Annotated in this window: 13 protein-coding genes and 3 pseudogenes; 5 read left to right on the top strand and 11 right to left on the bottom strand. The window is 45.4% G+C overall.

Going from position 1 to position 21277, the window contains the following annotated elements; all coding sequences use genetic code 11:
- Positions 1 to 11: 11 nt before the first annotated feature.
- On the bottom strand, positions 12 to 1895 hold the full coding sequence (locus AC0IYG_RS12045; RefSeq protein WP_471711312.1) for a RagB/SusD family nutrient uptake outer membrane protein: 1884 nt from the start codon (positions 1893 to 1895) through the stop codon (positions 12 to 14).
- An 11-nt stretch (positions 1896 to 1906) separates the two neighbouring features.
- Positions 1907 to 5045, bottom strand: a pseudogene (locus tag AC0IYG_RS12040) (SusC/RagA family TonB-linked outer membrane protein).
- Between the two features lie 559 nt (positions 5046 to 5604).
- On the opposite strand from AC0IYG_RS12040, the gene AC0IYG_RS12035 reads away from it, so the two are divergent.
- Positions 5605 to 6984, top strand: a complete 1380-nt coding sequence (locus AC0IYG_RS12035; protein WP_471711311.1) for a vanadium-dependent haloperoxidase — start codon at positions 5605 to 5607, stop codon at positions 6982 to 6984.
- On the opposite strand, the gene nadB is transcribed toward AC0IYG_RS12035, so the two are convergent.
- The 6 genes and pseudogenes from nadB to AC0IYG_RS12005 form a co-directional block, all read right to left on the bottom strand.
- The gene (gene nadB, locus AC0IYG_RS12030) at positions 6974 to 8569 is read right to left on the bottom strand and encodes an L-aspartate oxidase (RefSeq protein ID WP_471711310.1); all 1596 of its coding nucleotides are present in this window, start codon (positions 8567 to 8569) and stop codon (positions 6974 to 6976) included. The two genes, AC0IYG_RS12035 and nadB, sit on opposite strands and share 11 nt — an antisense overlap.
- Positions 8570 to 8666: 97 nt before the next feature.
- The gene (nadA, locus tag AC0IYG_RS12025; protein ID WP_471711309.1) at positions 8667 to 9662 is read right to left on the bottom strand and encodes a quinolinate synthase NadA; all 996 of its coding nucleotides are present in this window, start codon (positions 9660 to 9662) and stop codon (positions 8667 to 8669) included.
- Positions 9663 to 9847: 185 nt separating this feature from the next.
- Positions 9848 to 11270 (bottom strand): annotated as a pseudogene (locus AC0IYG_RS12020) (inorganic phosphate transporter).
- A 104-nt stretch (positions 11271 to 11374) separates the two neighbouring features.
- Positions 11375 to 12428: pseudogene (gene rlmN, locus AC0IYG_RS12015) on the bottom strand (dual-specificity RNA methyltransferase RlmN).
- A 129-nt stretch (positions 12429 to 12557) separates the two neighbouring features.
- Positions 12558 to 13121, bottom strand: coding sequence for a CvpA family protein (locus AC0IYG_RS12010; protein WP_471711308.1), 564 nt, complete (start codon positions 13119 to 13121; stop codon positions 12558 to 12560).
- The gene (locus AC0IYG_RS12005; protein ID WP_471711307.1) at positions 13118 to 13567 is read right to left on the bottom strand and encodes a GatB/YqeY domain-containing protein; all 450 of its coding nucleotides are present in this window, start codon (positions 13565 to 13567) and stop codon (positions 13118 to 13120) included. The genes AC0IYG_RS12010 and AC0IYG_RS12005 overlap by 4 nt, the downstream gene beginning before the upstream one ends.
- Before the next feature lie 279 nt (positions 13568 to 13846).
- Between AC0IYG_RS12005 and AC0IYG_RS12000 the strand changes: the two genes are divergently transcribed.
- Entirely contained in the window at positions 13847 to 14566 is a 720-nt protein-coding gene (locus tag AC0IYG_RS12000; RefSeq protein ID WP_471711366.1) for a pyridoxine 5'-phosphate synthase, read from the top strand.
- Here AC0IYG_RS12000 and AC0IYG_RS11995 read toward each other — a convergent pair whose 3' ends face one another.
- Positions 14567 to 16021 (bottom strand): Gfo/Idh/MocA family protein, encoded by a 1455-nt coding sequence (locus tag AC0IYG_RS11995; RefSeq protein WP_471711306.1) that lies wholly within the window; start codon positions 16019 to 16021, stop codon positions 14567 to 14569.
- Between the two features lie 72 nt (positions 16022 to 16093).
- Positions 16094 to 16396 carry an SCP2 sterol-binding domain-containing protein gene (locus AC0IYG_RS11990; protein ID WP_471711305.1) on the bottom strand — a complete coding sequence of 101 codons (303 nt, stop codon included), beginning with the start codon at positions 16394 to 16396 and terminating at the stop codon, positions 16094 to 16096.
- Positions 16397 to 16608: 212 nt separating this feature from the next.
- Here AC0IYG_RS11990 and AC0IYG_RS11985 point away from each other — a divergent pair, with 212 nt between their 5' ends.
- The 3 genes from AC0IYG_RS11985 (at position 16609) to xylA (ending at position 20688) form a co-directional block, all read left to right on the top strand.
- The gene (locus AC0IYG_RS11985) at positions 16609 to 17034 is read left to right on the top strand and encodes a hypothetical protein (protein ID WP_471711304.1); all 426 of its coding nucleotides are present in this window, start codon (positions 16609 to 16611) and stop codon (positions 17032 to 17034) included.
- A 63-nt stretch (positions 17035 to 17097) separates the two neighbouring features.
- Positions 17098 to 19215, top strand: coding sequence for a peptidylprolyl isomerase (locus tag AC0IYG_RS11980; protein ID WP_471711303.1), 2118 nt, complete (start codon positions 17098 to 17100; stop codon positions 19213 to 19215).
- Positions 19216 to 19359: 144 nt separating this feature from the next.
- Complete coding sequence (xylA, locus tag AC0IYG_RS11975; RefSeq protein WP_471711302.1) at positions 19360 to 20688, top strand: xylose isomerase; 1329 nt, start codon at positions 19360 to 19362, stop codon at positions 20686 to 20688.
- Between the two features lie 83 nt (positions 20689 to 20771).
- On the opposite strand, the gene AC0IYG_RS11970 is transcribed toward xylA, so the two are convergent.
- Entirely contained in the window at positions 20772 to 21272 is a 501-nt protein-coding gene (locus AC0IYG_RS11970) for a hypothetical protein (protein WP_471711301.1), read from the bottom strand.
- Between the last annotated feature and the right edge of the window lie 5 nt (positions 21273 to 21277).

Here is a 21277-nt window from a genome sequence, read left to right as displayed (position 1 = left end):
GCGAGGACTAACTATTTATCATAACCTGGATTCTGCACCAGTTTGGCATTTCTGTTGATCTCATCGCGGCTGAACGGACGGAAATACATTTTGTCAACCCAAGTGCGGTTTTCATGAGATTTCTCTTCAACCGGCGTGTAGGTGTAGTCATAAACAGTCGTATCGTAATGATATGGCTCTTTCATTGACTTGCCTGCTTTGAATTTACCCAACACATTAATGTATGCCAAAGGACGTCCTAATGTCTCTTTCGCGATCATCCAGCGGCGTGCGTCGTGGTAACGCTGCTCTTCATATGCCATTTCAATTCTTCTTTCGTGGCGATATGCTTCTTTCAAAGCAGCACCTGTAACTTTCAATGCGGGCATCCCTGCACGGAAACGGATCTTGTTAAGCCAGCCAAGTGCTTCTGCTTCCTGACCTAATTCAATGCTCGCTTCAATGTAGTTGAAAACGCTTTCAGTTATTCTCAAAAACGGCCATGGAATGTTCTGACGGTCGGTGTTATCATACAATGCTGGGTTTGGATCGATAAACTTGCGCATGTAATAACCAGTCCGGCTTCCGTTCCAGTCTTCGATTGAAGAGCTTCTTGTGTCCAGTCCTTTGCGGTTGATCAATGCATTTTTGTCGTCCAGCAGGTCATAAGCGCCTGTTTGGATCTGGTTTGCAGGATCTTTCGCATCCGAAGGACGTGGCTTCCAGTCAGCGCCGTCAAACATTACGGTCGCATAGAAACGAGGATCACGGTTTTTGTAAGGAGCAGCTTTGTGCGTTGGATTTGTCCAGCTGAAAGATGTTCCGTCCATTAGTTCGTAATCATCAACCAGCGTTCCGATCGGCGTGTTGCCAGCCCAGTTGTGGTAACCATTAGGACCATTGTTCAAACCAGTCTGACGCGCACCTTCACCCAAACTCGGCGTAAAATAACGTCCGAAAAGGATTTCACTAGCAGCAGATGGGTCGAGTGTTTTGTCCGCACTTGCACCGGCCATTGCGATGGAAATGTAGTTTAGCTTTCCTTCGGCAGCCGATACTGGAGCTGACAAGTTCAGCTTGTAACCGCTCGCAGCCCCTGCATCCACAACAGCTTTGGCAGCAGCTTGCGCAGCAGTCCAGCGCGCTTTGCGGTCGCCTGAAAGATATCCCAAAAATTCAGGATTCGGATAAGCTGCAATTACACTTGACTTCGCTTTTGCTGTTGGAATGTCGTGCAAATCACTTGCAGCATAAAGCAAAACCCGCGCCTTCAAAGCCTGAGCAGCGATTTTCGACGCGCGACCTTTTACAAGCGTTTTGCCGTCCATCAGCAATGCAGCACTGTCGCAGTCACTTACAATAGACTGAATGCATTCTTCCCAGGTGTTACGCGGAACGCTGTAATCTTCGTTCAATGCATAAACCTTTTTGATCAAAGGCACCGCACCGTAGTAGCGCGCCAATTGCTGGTAATAATACGCTCTCAGAAAATACGCCTCTCCTTTCAGTCTCGCTTTAAGCGTTTCATCCGTGAAAGTCGCAGTCTGAAGATTGGCAATCGCCAGGTTTGTAGCCCGAATACGCGAATACATAGGTCCCCAGCCATAAGTGTCATCCACCCAGCCCAGGTTGGAAGGGCTCAAACTTCCTTCATTGACCGTGTTAATGTTACGCCCGGTGTGGGTAAAAACGGCTTCATCAGTCAGAGAAGCGAGCATTTGTTCGCTAAAACCGCCTTGCTGAAGTCCTGCATAAATACCCGTTACAAAACCTTCTGCCAGCGCTCCGTCTTTCCAGACTTCTTCTGTCGGAATCTCTGTTGGCGGTGTCACATCCAGGAATTCAGTGTCGCAGGATGATAATCCGGCAGCGCTCAGCAACGCAATTAAGATTATACTTTTGTATTTGAATTTCATGTTAGTTCTCATTAAAATGCTAAACGTAAACCTGCGCTCACAACTCTTGCCTGTGGATAATACTGTCCGCTCTGGTTAGTGGATTCTGGATCCCAAACCTTGATCTTGTCGAATGTCAGCAAGTTCAGACCATTCACATAAATACGAAGGCTGCTCAAACCGATCTTGGAACCGATCTCCGTAGGCAGGTTGTAGCCCAATTCGATGTTTTTAACACGCAGATAATTGTTGCTTTTCAAGAAGTAATCATTGATACCAGCCTGACCCGTGTTGGTGTAATATCTGTTGTTACGGTTAGTCAAACGTGGGTACTCGCTTGTTGGGTTATCGATGGTCCAACGGTGGTCGTAGTCATATTTCAGATAGTTACCAATGTCACCTGATTCTGTCAAACCTACGATTTGCAGACCGCCTAATGTTCCCTGCATCAAGACTGACAAGTCAAACGCCTTGTAACCCAAGTTCACAGAAGCACCACCGGTAAACCAAGGACGCTGTACTTTTTCTGTACGAATACGGTCATCAGCACTGATTTTACCATCACCATTGATATCCTTGAACTTCATATCGCCAGGTCTCAGGTTACCTGTAATCGGCGAGTAGTCGATTTTGTTCGCATCAATTTCACTCTGGTCTTTGAATGCCCCGTCAAATGTGTAAACAAGGAATGATTGGTAAGGCATACCAGTCGATTGCTGATAACTTGGTGCGCCTGGCACTTCATCCCAATATTTGATCTTGTTTTTGGCATAACCACCATTCACGCTTACCGAATAGTTGAAATCACCAGCATTGCCATCGTAGCTCACTTTGAATTCCCATCCTTTGTTTTGCAGCTTACCCAGGTTTTGAGGCGGAAGCTTTCCGTCGATACCAGCAGATGATGGCGTTGTGCCTGTTTTTGGGATCAGAATGTTTGAACGGTTGTTTACGAAATAGTCAAATTCGAATGCCACTTTGTCGTTAAACAATGTTCCTTCGATACCGAAGTTGCTGTTGTTTGCAACCTCCCACGTAAACGCTTTGTTGGCAACGCGGGATTCAAGCAATGTTTTGGCAACCTGGTCATTGATAATGTAGCTGCCAAAGCCCATTGTTGATAAATATTGGTATTCCGCAAGCGTTTCTGTTCCCAGGATGTAAGGCTCAGCACCCATTTGACCCCTACGACCCACGCACTTTTACATTGTTTAGGAAGCGAATGTTGTTTTTCCAGAAATCTTCCTCTGAAACTCTCCAACCCGCAGAAACACCCGGGAAGAAACCAAAACGGCCCTCTTTTGGAAATACATAAGATCCGTCTACGCGCCATAGGAACTCAGCCAGATACTTTTCTTTAAAGTTGTATCCAGCACGTCCGAAATAGCTCAAACGAGCTCTTTTGTAAAGATCAAAGTTGTTAATGTCCTGCTCAGCAGTTCCACCCGCAAACAGCTGGTCAACAACCGGTGAGATGAAATATCTTCGGAATGCAAAGAATCCGTCCGCTTCGACTTTTTCACGCTGGATACCCGCCATTACATTGAAGTTGTGGCCACCAATAGATTTTTCGTACGAAACCTGACCTGTAAGCTGGATTGAAAGTTCTTGCGAAGCGCTTTCTCTCACACGAGGATCTTTAAATGTAGAGCGAACCGTTCCTGTCAATACAGGCGTTGTTCCGTCTGCTTCATAAGATTTTTTGTCCCAGAAATACAAAGTCCAAGGCGTTTCGAAGTTTTTCTGACGACGCAATTGCTTATCCAAAGCTGCCATTGCATTGATTTTCAAACCTGGCACACCTGGCACCTGAATTTCAAGACCACCATTTGTTTGTACGTAATCACGCTTGTCGTTGTTGTAACCGGTTGTGTTAGTTGTGATAACGGCCGGGTTCTGACCATTTTCAATGTCCGGTCCAGGACGTCCGTCTGGCCAGATCGCCATTTCTGTTGGCTTACCACGCATTAACATACGGAAGATCGCACCCGCGCCGTTGCCACCGCTTGGGAAGTGACGGAATTCTTCGCGAAGTGTCAGACCAAGGTTTGCAGTTACATATTTGTTGATCTTTGTATCCAAATTGATACGCATATCATATTGTTTGTAACCAGTTGCAGAATTTACGTAATAACCGTCCTGGTTAATGTGGCCTAACGAAGCAAGATATTTAATGTTCTCGCTACCACCGGTCAGCTGCACATTATGACGTTGCTGAGGCGCCCATCTTCTCAAAACCGAACCATACCAGTCCGTGTTCGGGTGCAAAAGCGGATCAGAACCGTCAGCGAATTTCTTCATGTCGTCTGGGTTGAAAACCGCGTTGATTACGTTTCCGTTGTCAACTCTTTTGTAAGAACCCGTTGTGTTAAAGCCGGTTAATGCACCCTGCCATTCTCCAACCGGAAGGTTATCATAGATCTGCAACTCATTTCTGATCGTTGCATATTCTGTTGCATTTGACATTTCAGGTGTACGTGTCGGCTGCGACATCCCGAAGTTCATATCGTAAGATAATTGCGGCTTACCTGTTTTTCCACGTTTTGTTGTGATTAGGATAACCCCGTTACCAGCACGTGAACCGTAAATGGCAGCGGCAGCATCTTTCAAAACAGAAATACTTTCAATGTCAGCCGGGTTGATACGGTCCAAACCACCGCTCCGGTTAGGAACACCATCCACAACGATCAGCGCATTGCTGTTACCCAGTGAGTTGGTTCCGCGGATACGAATGGCCGAGCCATCATAACCAGGTTCACCACTGCCTTGTACAGCAGAAATACCTGGCAAACGTCCACCCAATGTATTGGAAAGGTTAGCGGCAGGCGCTTTTTGAAGCTCAGTTCCCTTAACGGCTGTTACAGAACCTGTTAATGTTGCTTTTTTGGCAGTTCCGTAACCTACTACAACCACTTCTTCAAGTGCTTTTGTATCGGTAACCAGCTTGATGTCAACGCTGTTTTTGCTGCCAATTTCGATTTCCTGGGTTAGATAACCGATAAATGAAAATACCAGCGTCGAGTTCCTGTCGGCTGCTACATTGTAATTACCCTCATTATCTGTAACAGAACCGGTTGTGGTTCCTTTTACAACGACACTTACGCCGGGCAGGGGCAGCCCTTGCTCATCACTGACTTTTCCTTTAATGGCATTCTGGGCAACAGCTCCCATCACTGCAACGAGGATCAGTAAAAGAGAAAACACAGATCGTGATGCTGCACGAAGTGTCCATCCAGTAGAATTTCTCATAGATTATTATTTGAATTAGGTAGTAGGATAAAAAATTTGCTTAACCGTATAAGCACGGAACGTAGAGTCAGCCACAGGCTTCCCTAATGGAGCCAGTCAGTTTGGAAAGAAAGTTCGGATTGGAAAGTATTTACATAGGTTAAATTAGGGTTATTAATTGATTTTTGTAAGCTCGATTTGTTCAGGTTTGAAGCGTGTTAATCGTACACAATTACATGCGTAAAATTCACAAGCTTACAGGATAAGTACCAAATTAGATGTTTTCCTCGTTCGATTGTACAAAAAGATATTAAATATTTCACAAATGAAAGCATTCTATGTTAGTGTCAATGCATTCTAAGAAAATAACAATTTTTTGCCCTCAAAATTTGATTAACAAAACTTTGTCTACTAAAAGTTACATTAATACGCGGCAAATCTGCTGGATATTTGCTTAACTTCGTGTTCTGAAATTGCCATAACATATCCTACCGCATAAAGAATGAAATTCGGTTTACTCTCGCTGATTTTGATTGCGCTTACTGTTAGTTGCTCCAAGACTGTTTCACCAGAAGAATACAACGCAAAAGCTTCTGACCCGAAACTGTTTCATGAAACGACCACACATCTCACGGATGTCATTATTCACGATATCTTTAAGCCGCCGGTTGCCAGCCGCATTTACGGCTATTCTTTCCTTGCGGCATATGAAGCATTAGCCCCTGCTTATACTGATTATCAATCACTTGGCGGACAATTAGTTAAATTCACTGCACCGCCAAAGCCTGATACGGCGCTCGCTTATTGTTTCCCGCTTGCTAGCATGAAGGCGTTCACGGTCGTTGGCCGGACGCTCACTTTTTCGGGCAATATGTGGGACGATTACGAAAAGGATCTTTTTGAAAAATATCGTAAAATGGGCATTCCCGAGGACGTTTTTGAACGTTCCACTGCATACGGTGACTCAGTTGCCAAGCACGTGCTCGCTTATTCAGCAAAAGATCATTATAAAGAGATACGCGGTTATCGCTATACGGTTACAAATGCGCCCGGAACCTGGGTGCCTACGCCGCCTGCTTACGCGGATGCGTGTGAACCTATGTGGAACACCGTGCGGACTTTTGCGCTGGATTCTGTTAACCAATTCAGCTGCCCGCCGCCTGCAAAGTACGACCTGAACAAGACCAGTCCATTCATGAAGCTGGCGATGGAAGTGTACAACACGGGCAATGCGTTAACGGAGGAGCAGAAAGCAACGGCTTACTTCTGGGATGACAATGCTTTTGTAACGAATGTTGTGGGACATGCCATGTTTGCCAATAAAAAAATGACGCCGGCCGGTCACTGGCTGGCCATCATTAAAACGGTTGCAACGGACAAAAAACTGAATCTAATGCAATCAACTGAGGCTTACACATTGGGTTCGTTAGCCATATTTGACGCATTCTCGGCTTGCTGGCAGGAAAAATATAAAACGGTCCGCATCAGGCCTGAAACGGTGATCAATAATAACTGGGATCCTAACTGGCGACCTTTCCTGGAAACACCGGCTTTCCCGGAATATGTAAGCGGGCACAGCTCCATTTCAGCAGCCTGCGGCACGGTCCTCACACATTTGATTGGTGACAATGTTGCCTTTACGGATACAACCGAAAAGAAATACGGGCACGGAATCAAATCCTTTAAGTCGTTTAAAGAAGCCTATTGGGATGCTTCAATCAGCCGCGTTTATGGTGGAATCCACTATCGGGACGGCGTCGAGGAAGGCACTTATCTTGGCGAAAAAGTGGGTGAAAACGTGTGGCGACGCGCGGTTACCAAAAAAGACCGCATTCGTCCGGACGAAATGCATCCGGACCCAAAAGCAATCACTAAGCGATAACGCGATCAGAAGTTACGTGATCCGAATTGTAATGCAGCCCGATGTTTTCACGTCGGGCCATTGCCATTTTTATAATCAGATAAGAAACCGAGATCATATTCCGCAACTCACATATCGCCACGGAAACTTTCGACTCGCGATAAAGCTGCTCATGTTCTTTGTGCAGCAATTCCAGGCGGTCGTAAGCGCGTTTCATACGGCGATCTGTGCGGACGATGCCAACGTAATTGGACATAATGCTATTCAGTTCGCGCGTCATTTCAGTTACCAAAACCTGTTCTTCCGGATGCGTTGTTCCTGAATCATCCCACTCCGGAATGTTTTCCGGTGTAAATGCGCTGTGAAAATCCGCAACGGTGCTTTCATATGCGCGATGGCCAAAGACAGCTGCTTCCAGTAAAGAATTGGAAGCCAAACGGTTAGATCCGTGCAAGCCTGTGCAAGAACACTCTCCTACTGCGTATAAAAAGTTGATATTGGTTTTTCCCCACTCATTAACCTTAATCCCGCCGCACAAATAATGCTGCGCCGGAACAACGGGAATCATATCTTTTCTAATATCGACGCCCGATTTAAGGCAGTATTCAGTAATGTTTGGGAAACGCTCGAGGAACTTATCGTAATCAAGGTGGCGCACGTCAAGATATACGTGATCCACACCATTTTTCTTCATTTCGGAGTCGATAGCGCGGGCCACAATGTCACGCGGCGCGAGAGAAAGGCGGTCGTCATAAAGCTCCATGAATGTGCTTCCGTCCGCCCTTTTCAAAATTCCTCCAAATCCTCTTACGGCTTCTGAAATCAGGAATGAAGGTTTTTGCCCGGGTTGGTAAAAGCTGGTGGGATGGAATTGTATAAACTCCATATTATCACAAATCCCTTTGGCGCGGTAAGCCATTGCAATGCCGTCGCCGGTTGCAATGGTGGGATTGGTTGTGCTTTGATAAATATTGCCAATGCCGCCTGTCGCAAGCATTGTAGTTTTAGCCACAAATTTTTCAACTTCACCAGTCTGGCGATTCAAAACATAAGCACCATAACATTGAATGTCTTCGCGGTAACGATAAACAGTTTCGCCCAAATGATGCTGCGTAATCAATTCAACGGCATAGTAATGCGTGAAAATCTGAATGCTTTTATGTCTGTTCACTTCTTCGAGCAAAGCGCGCTCGATCTCTGCACCAGTAATGTCTTTGAAATGTAAAATCCGGTGGTCTGAATGTCCGCCTTCTTTGGCCAGATCATATTCCCCTCCTTTTTCCTTGTCAAACCGCGTTCCGTAATCGATCAGCTCCTGAATCCGCTTTGGTGCTTCCCGCACGACAATCTCGACAACATTGCGCTTGTTCACCTCGTCACCCGCATCCATTGTGTCCTGAATGTGCTTTTCAAACGAATCCGATTCAGCCCAAACCACCGCAATGCCGCCTTGGGCATATTTGGTGTTAGTCTCGTCCGCCTGCACTTTTGTAATGACGGCAATGGAAATTTCCTGCTTCAATTCGTCAAAATGTCTTGCCAGCTTGGCTGCATAACTTAATCCGGCAATTCCGGAACCGATAATCAGGAAATCGAATTGGGGCATTTTTTTGAGGTTAGTGTTTGGGCAAAATTGGCAGGCGGCTTTCGGCTTTCGGCAGCCGGCAGTCGGCTGAATGCTGATAGCCGAAAGCCGATTGCTACTATATTCCTTTACTTAATTCCAGCATGCGGGCAACGGACTTATATGCTTTGAGACGAATGTCCTCTGGAACAATAATCTCCGGCTGCTCATATAAAAGTGCATTATACACCTTTTCCAATGTGTTCATTTTCATGTAAGGACATTCGGAGCAAGCGCAGGTGTTGTTGTCTGACCCGGGAGCAGGAATGAGCTTTTTGTCAGGAACAGACTGTTTCATTTTATGCAAAATTCCCGCTTCTGTTGCCACGATAAACTTCTCGTGAGGAGAATCTTTTACAAATTTCAGCAAGCCGGTTGTAGAGCTCACAAAGTCTGCCTGCATCAGAATATCTTCCTTACATTCCGGATGCGCGATCAGCAATGCGTCCGGATTATCCTCCCGCAGCTGTTTCAGCTTTTCTCTTGAAATGTCAATGTGCACGATGCAGGCGCCATCCCACAAAACCATTTCACGACCTGTCTTATGCGCAACGTAGCGTCCCAAATTCGCATCGGGCGCGAAGATGATCTTTTGATCCTTCGGAAGACTTTCTACAATTTGCAACGCATTGGAAGATGTGCAGACAATGTCGGTTAAGGCTTTAATTTCGGCTGAGCAGTTGATGTAACTGATCACAATGTGGTCGGGATATTGTGCTTTAAATGCAGCAAACTTATCAGCAGGAGCAGAATCCGCGAGTGAACAGCCTGCATTCAAATCGGGAATAACCACTTTTTTGTTTGGGCTAAGCACTTTTGCAGTTTCACCCATAAAATGGACGCCGCAAAAAACGATCATATCCGCTTCTGTTGCGGCTGCCTGCTGCGAAAGTCCCAGACTATCGCCAATATAATCCGCAAGGTCCTGGATTTCTGCATCCACATAATAGTGCGCCAGGATCACTGCATTCTTTTCTTTTTTCAGTCGATTGATTTCTGCAATCAAATCAATATCATCAGCAACAGCTTCGGTAACATATCCGTAACGGTTGACCTGCGCTTCAATAGTCGTCATTATGGTGAATAATTGGCTTTTAGTTGATCATAAAAATTCCGACCATCGCGTGGCGGCCATCGCGTGGACCCGAATTTACAATATTAAACCAATGAAAAGCAAAGAAAGTGCAACACGCTAAAAAATTCAAGGGTCGCCGGAAATGCTCCCGGCGACCCTTCAATGCTATATATAATAACTTTATTCTACAAAATCCAGCGGAAAAACACGTAAAGTGTTCCGGACAAAACCATTGTTACCGGAAGTGTTAAAACCCAGGCAATCACAATGTTCCGGATCGTTCCGCCTTGTAAGTTCTTAACCCCTTTGCTAGCAACCATCGAACCTGCGATCCCGGAAGAAAGCACGTGCGTGGTGCTTACCGGAAGACCCAGATAAGACGAAACGCCGATTGTGCTCGCTGCAACAAGTTCAGCGAGAAGCGCCTTGTGCATAAGTAAGGTGTTGTTTTCCGATTTTTTCACCAATCGTTACAACAATCCTTTTCCAACCGACCATTGTTCCTAGCCCTAGTGAAAGTGAAATCATTAAAATCACCCAATCCGGTGCGTAATCCGTGTATCGTCTGATGCCCGTTTCACTGCCCGATTGCGATTTCAGGAACGCTTTATCTGTTGCATTCAGGTTTGCCTGACCGTTATCCAAAATGGTTTTCAGGTTACGGCTGATCAAAAGCAAAGAGCGACGTGCATTCATGCGGTCTTCCAATGGCAGCTTATGATCCACAAGCGGCTGGTTAATCTGCGCATTAAGCGTGTCAATTTCTGATTTTATCGTATACAAATGGTGGCGATCCGAAACAGACAATCTCGAAGAATCGATTGTATTTACCGCGCGTTCAATGCCTGAAAGATCTGTCTTCATCAATGCTGGATCAATGCTGTTGTCCAATGCGAAGTGTGCCGGGACAATCCCGATCAGGATCAACATGACAAGTCCAACGCCTTTTTGACCATCATTAGAACCGTGAAAAAAGCTTACAAGCGTACAGGTTGTGATCAATATAGCCCTGATCCACATCGGAGGCGGCTGATTTTTCTTTGGCTCACTAAATACAACTTCGCGGAGCGGCTTCGAAAGCATTCTCCGTAAAATGAACATGATTATGATCGCTAATGCAAAACCAAAAATCGGTGAGGTAAGCAGTGAAGTAAATAATTCTTGCGCTTTGCTCCAGTTAACGCCAGCTCCTTCTGAATTTTCAGGCATGAATGTAAAAGCGAGTCCTACACCCAAAATAGAGCCAATCAATGTATGCGAGCTCGAACTGGGAAGTCCGAAATACCAGGTGCCGAGGTTCCAGATAATCGCACTGAACAGCAATGAAAAAATCATAGCAGCGCTATGATATACATTTTGGTCAATTAATAATTCAACCGGAAGGAGGTTGACAATCCCCATTGCAACCGCGATGCCGCCAAGAAAAACACCGCAAAAATTCATGAAACCCGACCAGATAACGGCCACATTGGGTTTTAATGAGTTGGTATAAATAACAGTGGCAACCGCATTTGCCGTATCGTGGAAGCCATTTACAAACTCGAATGCACAGGCTGCTAAAATACTGAAAGCAAGGAGGATAAAAATGTCGGTTTCAAGACCAAACATAAATGAAGAATATAGGTTTATTTAATAGGAGACAAAACTACTTATTACTTGCCGCTGCAATATTACCAAATTGTTAATTCAGGATTCGCAATAAGTATTCAAGATTATGCTGCTTCTTTATTGGCCAATTGACCGCAAGCAGCGTCTATATCCTTGCCCCTGCTCCTGCGCACATGCACAGAAACGCCTCTGTCTTCGAGATAAGCGGCAAATTTGTCCAATCTGTCCGCCTCCGTATTCTTGAAATCTGCCTCAGCGATTGGGTTGTATTCAATGATGTTAACACGTGCAGGAACCCGTTTTGTAAATTCCCATAACTCTTTGGCATCCTGCAATGTATCGTTGAAATTATTGAAAACAATGTATTCGAACGTAATCCGGTTGCCTGTTTTCTTATAAAAGTAATTTAGTGCCTCAGCCAGATTATCAAGCGAATTCGATTCATTAATCGGCATGATCTGGTTCCGCTTTTCATCATTTGCTGCGTGCAATGACAATGCTAATCTGAATTTCACTTCGTCATCGCCCAGCTTTTTGATCATTTTGGCAATTCCTGGCAGTGGAAACCGTAATGCGCCTCGGCGACATATTAAGTCCTTCCGGGGAAGTAATGTGCTCGATGGATTGCAGCACATTGGCATAATTCAGCAAAGGTTCGCCCATGCCCATGTACACAATGTTGGTCAATGGTGCTTTAAAACTTCCTTCTGCCTGACGAGCGATCGCCACCACCTGATCGTAAATTTCTCCTGCTTCCAGGTTACGTTTGCGGTCCATATAACCCGTTGCGCAAAACTTGCAGGTTAATGAACATCCAACCTGGCTGCTTACGCAAGCCGTCATGCGGTCGGCAGCTGGAATTAGGACGCCTTCTACGAGATTGCCGTCAAAAAGTTTGAATGCAGATTTAATGGTGCCGTCGTTGCTTTGCTGTTGTTTGGCAACACCGAGCGAATGAATCAAAAAGTGCTCATTCAGCATTTGCCGAGTTGTGAGCGACAAATTGGTCATTTCATCAAAAGAATGGGCTGATTTTTTCCAGATCCATTCAAATATCTGTTTGGCACGAAAACCCTTTTCTCCATGCGTGGCCAGCCAGCTTTTCAGCTGTTCAACGTCCATTTTCCGGATATCCTGCCGCTTATTAATTTCAATCATTGTCTTTTTCTATGATTCCAATGCACAAAGGCACCGGACGATTTATTTCGCAAAGTTACTGAAACTCAACTACGGAACGTAACCTTTACGGAATTTTGAAAGTTCAAATCCTGACAGTCTTTGTACAAATCACAGATCTTCCTGCGAAACCGGTTCCGCTTCCTCATCCAGATATTCATGCTTCCATTCTCTGATCAGCTCCGTTCCTGAGGGCATTAATGTAAGCGCTTTGGTGATCAGGTTTGGAGCAATGGGCACAACGATCGGATAAAGATACGTGTCAGACGTGCGGTGTTCCGGGATTTTGACACCGATCGCATTGACCAGCCAAAAGAAAACGCTGATCCCGAAAACCCAGGTCAGCACACCCACCATTCCTCCGGCCACACTATCAAATGTTCCTAATATGGAATAGCGCAGCGAGCGCCGGATCGAATAGCCAAATTGATTCAGCAAAAAGATTGTAGGAAAGAAAATGGCCGAAAACCCAACGTAAGGCAGAATTCTCTTGGCCACACTGTCACTAAAATAAGGCGTGAGAATTTCCATTCCCAGGCCTAAAAATTTGAAACCTAAAATCATGGCGATCACAAGTCCGGCAATGCCGATAATTTCAATCAAAAGTCCTTTGCGATAACCATGCAATGCTCCCCAAAGCAGGGGAATGAGGATGAGAACATCCAGTAATTTCATGCTAGCAAGCTCTTTACCAAAGTAGAAACCACACGTCCGTCTGCCTGTCCTGCCAATTCTTTGGTTGCCACGCCCATCACTTTGCCCATATCAGCCGGTGAAGAAGCGCCAACTCTTGCGATAATGTCCTGCAATTTGGCCTTAACCTCATCTTCTGTAAGCTGTTTTGGCAAAAATTGCTCGATAATGGCAAGCTCAGCTTCTTCTTTTTCCAAAAGGTCAGGACGGTTTTGTGTCTTGTAAATATCCGCCGATTCGCGGCGTTGCTTGGCTGCCTTCGTAAGCAGTTTAAGTTCGTCATCCGCAGTGAGTTCTCCGGTTGCGCCACCTTTTGTTTCTTCCAAAAGTATAAGCGACTTGATCGCGCGCAAAGCCCGCAATGTATCCTGATCTTTGGCCCGCATGGCATCCTTAATGCCGTTTTCAACTTGGGTTTTTAGTGACATATCTCTTTAATTTTGAATGACTGAATGAGTGAATGACTGAATGTTGTTACTTGAATGAGTGATTAATCGGTTCAATAGTGGTGAATTGGTTTAGTTTTGATTTTTGAATGGCTGAATGTTAAATTCGCCAATCGGGCTGCAAAGTTAACCGAATCCTTTAAATTGTGCTTACCAAAGCCATTGCCACATTCGATCATTCAGCGCAACGGCGCTCACACATCAGCGCAAAGCGCACACACATTCATTCATTCACTCATTCAATCATTCAACATTAAAACGATGACCCGACTAAGCGTTAACATTAATAAGATCGCGACTATCCGCAATTCCCGTGGTGGTGATAATCCTAATGTGCTGAAAGTGGCGCTGGATTGTGAGCGTTTTGGGGCGCAGGGAATAACCGTCCATCCACGGCCCGATGAGCGCCATATCCGTTATCAGGATGTGTATGATTTGAAAGAAGTGGTCACGACAGAGTTTAACATTGAGGGAAATCCTTCTGAAAAAAAATTCGTCGAGCTTGTTTTGGCCAACACACCGGATCAGGTTACGCTTGTGCCGGATGCCTTGCACGCGATCACTTCCAATGCGGGCTGGGACACGATTACGAACAAAAGTGAGCTGACTGATTTGATTCAGACATTTAAATCGGCTGGCATTCGTGTTTCCGTTTTTGTTGATCCGGATGAACGGATGGTGGAAGGAGCGAAAATTTGCGGCGCTGACCGCGTCGAACTTTATACTGAGCCATATGCAGCACATTACTTTGAAAACCGCCAGAAAGCAGTCCTTCCATTTATTCTAGCCGCCGAAAAAGCGCGGGAAGTTGGTCTGGGATTGAATGCCGGCCACGATCTTAGTTTAGATAACCTTCATTTTTTGAAACAAAGCATTCCCTGGATGGATGAAGTTTCCATTGGTCATGCTTTGATTTCAGATGCGCTTTATTTGGGATTGGAAAATACAATCCAAATGTATCTGCGGGAGTTAGAGCTTTAATTACCAGCCCGTTCTGTATTCTCTTTTTACAAACTGGTTGGCCACATCGAAGTTGGTGATCTTCATATTGGCGCCATCCCAGATCAGTTTTTGTCGTCCCGGAAAATTGAAGCCGCCTTTTCCGTCGGCTTTGGGCTCACGATGCAAATAAGAGCGCACGGCAAGATTTCCCATCAGCACGATTTCGGTCAAAGGCCCTGATTCTTCAAATGCTGAGCTGGTGTAAGTGCCGTGGCCTTTTTTACAAGCCTGCACAAACTGCTGCTGATGCCCTTCCGAGCCTCCCTGAACCAGTGCGCGGGGTTTTGTATTAATCCTTACGTTTTCAAATTGCTTTTCCGGCCACAAACGCGGGTTATTGCCAAACATTTCTGCGCTGATAATGCCTTTGCTTCCGGTGAAAAGCATTCCGCCGTCGACACTGCCGAAAACGGTCTTGTAATCGCACCCTTCCGGCAACTGGGGGCGCATTCCGCCGTCGTACCAGGAAAAGTTAATGTCCTTACCGGGCGTTTTGGAAGCGAATTTCATGTGAATGGATGCAGAAGGCGGAGCAACATCATCGAAAAATGCCTGCTCAAAAAAGTCCGCATAAACCGATCCGACGCTGCATTCAACCGAAGTCGGATAACCCAATTTTAATGCGCGAAACGGCACGTCGATGAAATGGCAGCCCATATCGCCCAATGCGCCGGTGCCAAAATCCCAGTAACCGCGCCACCTGAACGGCATATATGCTTCATGGTAATCACGCTTCGGGGCCGTTCCGAGCCAGAGATCCCAGTCAACGCCTTGCGGAACGGGCTGCGATTCGCCTTTGTCTTTTGGCGATTGCACGCCTTGCGGCCAAACCGGGCGGTCCGTCCAGACTTCAATCTTTTGCACATCGCCAATGACGCCGGATTGCACCAATGCTTCGGTTTGCCGGGTGCCGTCGCTGCTGCTTCCCTGGTTGCCCATTTGGGTTACAACTTTATATTTTTTGGCCGCGTTTGTGAGGTTACGCGCTTCCCAAATGTCTTTTGTCAACGGCTTTTCGACATAAACGTGCTTGCCGAGCTCCATAGCAGCCATGGCAATCGGAAAGTGCATGTGATCGGGCGTGGTAACAATGACGGCGTCAATGTTCTTGGCTTCCTTTTCAAGCATTTTCCGGTAATCCTTATAATAAGGTGCATTCGGAAATTGCTTGCGATATTTTACAGCTTGCCGGTCGTCCACGTCGCATAATGCCACAATGTTTTCGGCGCCTTCATTATAAGCTAACCTTATATTTACGTCGGCCTTTCCTCCGCAGCCCACGGCTGCAATGTTCAGCTTGTCGCTTGGCGCAATAAATCCTTTTCCCAAAACATGACGCGGCACGATCATGAAACCGGACGCAGCAAGCGCGCCGGCTTTCAGAAAATCCCTGCGCTGCAAATTGCTGGCATTATGCTCCGTTTGCTTCTCCATAACACGTCATGATTTTGGTTTTGATAAAAAATGGACTGCCTGGAATGAAAAGGAATTGCCTGGCCCAGACTACTATTTTCCGCCGAATGTCTCCGCGATTTTCATAGCCACACCCATATCCCCGTCAATTTTAAGCTTTCCGGTCATGTAAGCCATCATTGCATTCAGGTCGCCGTCAATCAGTTTAAGCGCATTTTTGGTAGAAACTTCAAAAGTACAATCGGCTTCCAGGTCATCATTGGTAACCACATTAGGCACCGATTTGCTGTCGATAAAAACGTTTCCTTCCTCTGTTTTGAATTTGACAGTGGCGCCGAGACCGCTGTCAGTTCCCAATATATTTTTAACGCGGTCAGTCAGAATTTGTAGGCTCATAAAAGGTGGTCTTTCGGTTGTTGTAATATTTTCACACTAAAAATGACAAATGTATGTTCCCTTATAAGAATATTCAAATGGCTTTGGTGTTTTCAGCTAAAACCACAAATTTTACATCCTTCATCAGAAAACCCTGCTGACTTATTTACAAACTAATGAATGAAATAGTAAATCGACCAACGTTTCTTACCATATTATGTATCCTTACTTTTATGAGTTCGGTTTCAGGGCTTTGGTCGCAATCTGAACGTTTGTGGAACCCGGAAATCATGGCTGATAAGACGCGTGAAACCTTTGAAGGTGTGCGCGAAAGTCTGAAAAACCAGGAAACAACGGCCGACACCCAGACGATGGACAAAATGTTTGAGGCAGTGATCGAACAAACCAACGCCGGATCCATAAAAACAGGAGCGATCATTATGCTCATCTTCGAATCGCTTTCACTGTTCGCAGCTTATCAAATGTGGAATCTGCAGAAAAAGGGCTTTTATCTCTACATGGCCGGAATTGCTTGTGCATTCCTTTTGCCGCTTTTCCTGATTGGCGGCTGGCTGGGGGTTATCACGGCTTTTGCAGGAGTCTTCTTTAGTATTTTTATGCTAATTCTTTATGCTTTCAATTTGAAACACATGCAATAAGCATAACCTCTTGCATTCCACGAAGAAAAGATTTTATTTTGCGGACTAATTTGAATCGAGAAAATGGCCTTAATTACAAAAATCAGAGAAAAATCCGGGGTTGCTGTAACGGTAATCGCTATCAGTTTAATTCTTTTTATGGTGGGGGGCGATTTGATGGGCCCGAATTCAATGCTTGGAGGAGGAAATGACCAGACAGTGGGTGAAATCGCCGGCAAAGAAATCAATATCAAGGACTTTCAGGCTCGTGTTGATGGCTTTCGTCAAAATTACGAAGCACAATCAGGCCGCAGCCTTAACGAAAACGAACTGGCATCGCTGAGAGATCAGGCATGGAACCAGTTTGTTGTCGACATAGCATACAAAAAGGAATTTGAAGATCTTGGTCTGACTGTTACAGATCAGGAACTTGTTGATATGGTTCAGGGAAACCACATAAGCCCATCGATTCTTCAGGCTTTTTCTGATCCTACAACGGGCCGTTTTGATAAAAATGCGGTTGTTAACTATCTTAAAAACCTCAAAACACTTCCTGTTGAGCAACAAAAATCATGGGAAAATTTTGAGAAAAGTCTTCGTGAGGAGCGCATGCGTTCGAAATATGAAAACATGCTGAAACTGTCGACTTACATCCCAAAAGCATTAGCTGAAAAGGAATATGTTGCGCAAACCAGCAAAGCGACGCTTCGTTATCTATATGTACCCTATTTCTCGGTTGTTGATACAACGATTAAAGTTACAGACAAGCAACTTGAAGATTACCTGAGCGCTCACCGCTCTGAATACAAAGGAACGGACACGCGTTCAATCGAATACGTGACTTTCCCGATCCAGCCTGCAAAAGACGACAGCGCTGCGCTTTACAACGAGATTAAAGAACTTGCACGCGGTCTTGCTACGGCAACCAACGATTCAGCTTTTGCAAGCATGAACTCTGACATTCCGCTTCCGATCAATATGTCATTGGGAACCATGTCTGACCAGTTAAAAGAAGCTGTAAAAACGTTCGTTCCGGGTGGCGTTTACGGTCCTTACCGCGAAGGCAACACCTATTATATTTACAAATACGGCGGCACGCGCGTTGACACAGTTGCTTCTGCAAGAGCAAGCCACATTTTGATCCGTGCAGAAAACCAGTCGGATTCAGCGAAAGCAGCAGCGCGTACAAAAGCAGAAGGCATTTTGGCTCAGATTCGTCAGGGTGCTAACTTTGAAGCATTGGCAGCAACCACAAGCGCTGACCCACAGTCTGCACAACGTGGCGGTGACCTTAACTATTTCCAGAACAATGGTCAGATGGTTAAGCCTTTCGAAGAAGCAGTTTTCTCTGCAACTGCTCCCGGCCTGATCCCAAGATTAGTTGAAAGCCAGTTTGGTTTCCACATTATCAAGGTTACTGATCCGAAATCAAATACATTATACCGCATTGCAGCCATCGGCAAAACGATTGCACCAAGTCAGGCAACACGTGACGAGGCTTACAGAAAAGCGGATGAATTTGCGAATACGGTTAAAACGAAAAATGAATTTGACGAAGCCGTTAAGAAAAACAAAGCATTGGTTGTTGCCAACGCAAACCGCATTCCGGAATCTGCAACCAACATTAATGCAATTCAGAATGGCCGTGATATCGTAAGATGGGCATTCAAAGACGATTCAGACATTAATGAAGTTTCTCCTGTTTTTGAAACCGAAGAGCAATATATCGTAGCGGTGCTTGTTGGCAAGTCTGATGCGAAAGATGTAAAAGTGGCTGACTTCCGTGACGAGCTTACAACGAAAGTGCGTAACCAGATCAAAGCGGAACAAATCACTGCCAAGCTGAAAGGCGCAACGGGAGATCTTTCCGCAGTTGCTGCGAAATATGGCGCAGGTGCATTGGTTGAAACAGCAACGGACATTTCACTTGCAACGGGTTTCCTAACGAGCGCTGGATTTGATCCAATCGCACTTGGTAAAGCATTCGGGTTGAAACCAGGTCAGAAATCAGATGTTTTCACAGGTGAAAATGGTGTCTTCATCATGGAACTGGTTAGCAAAACAGAAGCTCCAAAAATCGCAGATTACACCCAATACAAGACGCAGCTGACGCAATCTTTGGAAAGCCGCATGTCTTACCTGGTTAACGAAGCCATCCGCGAAAACGCTAAGATCGAAGATCGCCGCGCGAAGTTCTTCTGAGAAATTCAAAAAAATTATTGAAAAAGAGGAGCAGAAATCATTTCTGCTCCTCTTTTTATTTTCACTGCAAATAATTCAAAAAAAAAGTGATAGTATTGCAGATGAAATGTCAAACTTACACTTATTAATAAAGCACAAATCACAATGAGCATCTTACTCGGAGAACAGGAGTATTTTAAGGGTATCGGGAAAATCGCATTCGAAGGTCCTGAATCAAATAACCCACTGGCGTATCGCTTTTACGATGAAAACCGCATTATCGCCGGTAAAAGCATGAAAGACCATCTTCGCTTTGCTGTGGCTTACTGGCACACATTCTGCGGATCAGGACTTGATCCGTTTGGCGGCCCAACCTTGTTTTACCCTTGGGATAAAAAAGCAGATGCCGTTGACCGCGCAAAAGACAAAGCGGATGCAGCATTTGAATTCATCACCAAATTAGGCGTTCCTTACTATTGCTTCCACGACCTTGATGTTGTTGATTATGACGACGATGTGAAGACAAACGAAAAACGTTTGCAGACATTGACGGCTTACCTGGGCGAAAAACAAAAAGAATCCGGCGTTAAATTGCTTTGGGGAACGGCTAACCTGTTCAGCCACCACCGTTATATGAACGGCGCGTCTACCAACCCTGATTTTGACGTTGTAACGCATGCAGGTGCGCAGGTAAAAATGGCTTTGGACGCTACAATCGCATTAGGCGGCGAAAATTACGTGTTCTGGGGAGGTCGTGAGGGCTATATGACATTGCTTAACACAGACATGAAACGCGAGCAGGAGCACTTTGCACAAATGCTTAAAATGGCTGTTACTTACGCACGTGCGAACGGTTTCAAAGGTAAATTCTTCATCGAACCAAAACCATGTGAGCCTACAAAACACCAGTATGACTACGATGCGGCAACCGTAATCGGTTTCCTTCGTCAGCACGATTTGCTGGGTGACTTCGCATTGAACCTGGAAGTGAACCACGCAACATTGGCTGGACATACATTTGAGCACGAATTGCAAGTGGCTGCTGATGCCGGAATCCTTGGCTCAATTGACGCAAACCGTGGAGATTATCAAAACGGCTGGGATACAGACCAATTCCCAAATGACCTGTCTGAATGGACAAAAGCATTGCTTGTGATCCTTAAAGCAGGCGGATTGCAAGGCGGTGGAATCAACTTTGACGCAAAACGTCGCCGTAACTCAACGGATGTTGAAGATGTATTCCACGCACACATTGGTGGAATCGACACAGTTGCAAGAGCATTGATCGTTGCAGATAAGATCATCCAAAATGGTGAATATGACAAGATCCGCACGGACCGCTACGCAAGCTTCGATGGCGGAAAAGGTTCAGAATTCGAAAAAGGACAATTGAAACTGGAAGATCTTTTTGACCTGGCCGCAAGCAAAGGCGAACCGGCAACAATTTCTGGCAAGCAAGAATATCTGGAAAACCTGATCAATCGGTTTATCTAATAAAATAAGCGTAAACAAAAACTGCCCGGCATCGCTGTCGGGCAGTTTTCGTTTAATGATATGCTTGCTCTTAATGATAAGCTTTACTCTGCGCTAAGTTCTTTGTTAATCGCAACAATGCGTTGCTGCACTTCCTTCTGAACGGTTTCCAGACGCTTATCTTCCATGGGTTTCGCCATTTCCAGAATGTTGGCCTGTAACAAATCACGCTCTTTAACTGCTTTATCCATTTTAGCCGACAAACGTTTCTTGGCGTTTCCGTCAGCAGACTGAATCTTTTCATTCAGTTTAGTAATGCGTTCTTTCAGTTTTGATTCTTCTTCTTTCAGCGACTTCATGTAAGCGCGCTGTTTTTCATTCAGATCGGTGTTTACTTGCAGCAGATCTTCTTTCGCATCTTCAATTTCAGTCGTGTCCGAGCTTTCCGCAATTTTACTGCTTGCTTCGTCAGCGGTTTCCAAAGCCTTTTCCTCAGCGTTTGCAAGTTTTTTCCTTTCGGTTTCAGTTTTCGAATTACAGCTGAAACACAATGCGGCCATCGCAATGGCAACGTTAGCAAAAATGATGTTTACTGTCTTTTTCATTTTGT

The sequence above is a fragment of the Dyadobacter sp. AC419 genome, from assembly GCF_979253085.1.
This window is presented reverse-complemented; position numbering and strand designations above follow the sequence as displayed.

Excerpts from the sequence above, each read along its gene's own strand:
- AC0IYG_RS12045 (WP_471711312.1), bottom strand. The coding sequence starts at position 1,895 with ATGAAATTCAAATACAAAAGTATAATCTTAATTGCGTTGCTGAGCGCT.
- AC0IYG_RS12035 (WP_471711311.1), top strand. The coding sequence starts at position 5,605 with ATGAAATTCGGTTTACTCTCGCTGATTTTGATTGCGCTTACTGTTAGT.
- nadB (WP_471711310.1), bottom strand. The coding sequence starts at position 8,569 with ATGCCCCAATTCGATTTCCTGATTATCGGTTCCGGAATTGCCGGATTA.
- nadA (WP_471711309.1), bottom strand. The coding sequence starts at position 9,662 with ATGACGACTATTGAAGCGCAGGTCAACCGTTACGGATATGTTACCGAA.
- AC0IYG_RS12010 (WP_471711308.1), bottom strand. The coding sequence starts at position 13,121 with ATGAAATTACTGGATGTTCTCATCCTCATTCCCCTGCTTTGGGGAGCA.
- AC0IYG_RS12005 (WP_471711307.1), bottom strand. The coding sequence starts at position 13,567 with ATGTCACTAAAAACCCAAGTTGAAAACGGCATTAAGGATGCCATGCGG.
- AC0IYG_RS12000 (WP_471711366.1), top strand. The coding sequence starts at position 13,847 with ATGACCCGACTAAGCGTTAACATTAATAAGATCGCGACTATCCGCAAT.
- AC0IYG_RS11995 (WP_471711306.1), bottom strand. The coding sequence starts at position 16,021 with ATGGAGAAGCAAACGGAGCATAATGCCAGCAATTTGCAGCGCAGGGAT.
- AC0IYG_RS11990 (WP_471711305.1), bottom strand. The coding sequence starts at position 16,396 with ATGAGCCTACAAATTCTGACTGACCGCGTTAAAAATATATTGGGAACT.
- AC0IYG_RS11985 (WP_471711304.1), top strand. The coding sequence starts at position 16,609 with ATGAGTTCGGTTTCAGGGCTTTGGTCGCAATCTGAACGTTTGTGGAAC.
- AC0IYG_RS11980 (WP_471711303.1), top strand. The coding sequence starts at position 17,098 with ATGGCCTTAATTACAAAAATCAGAGAAAAATCCGGGGTTGCTGTAACG.
- xylA (WP_471711302.1), top strand. The coding sequence starts at position 19,360 with ATGAGCATCTTACTCGGAGAACAGGAGTATTTTAAGGGTATCGGGAAA.
- AC0IYG_RS11970 (WP_471711301.1), bottom strand. The coding sequence starts at position 21,272 with ATGAAAAAGACAGTAAACATCATTTTTGCTAACGTTGCCATTGCGATG.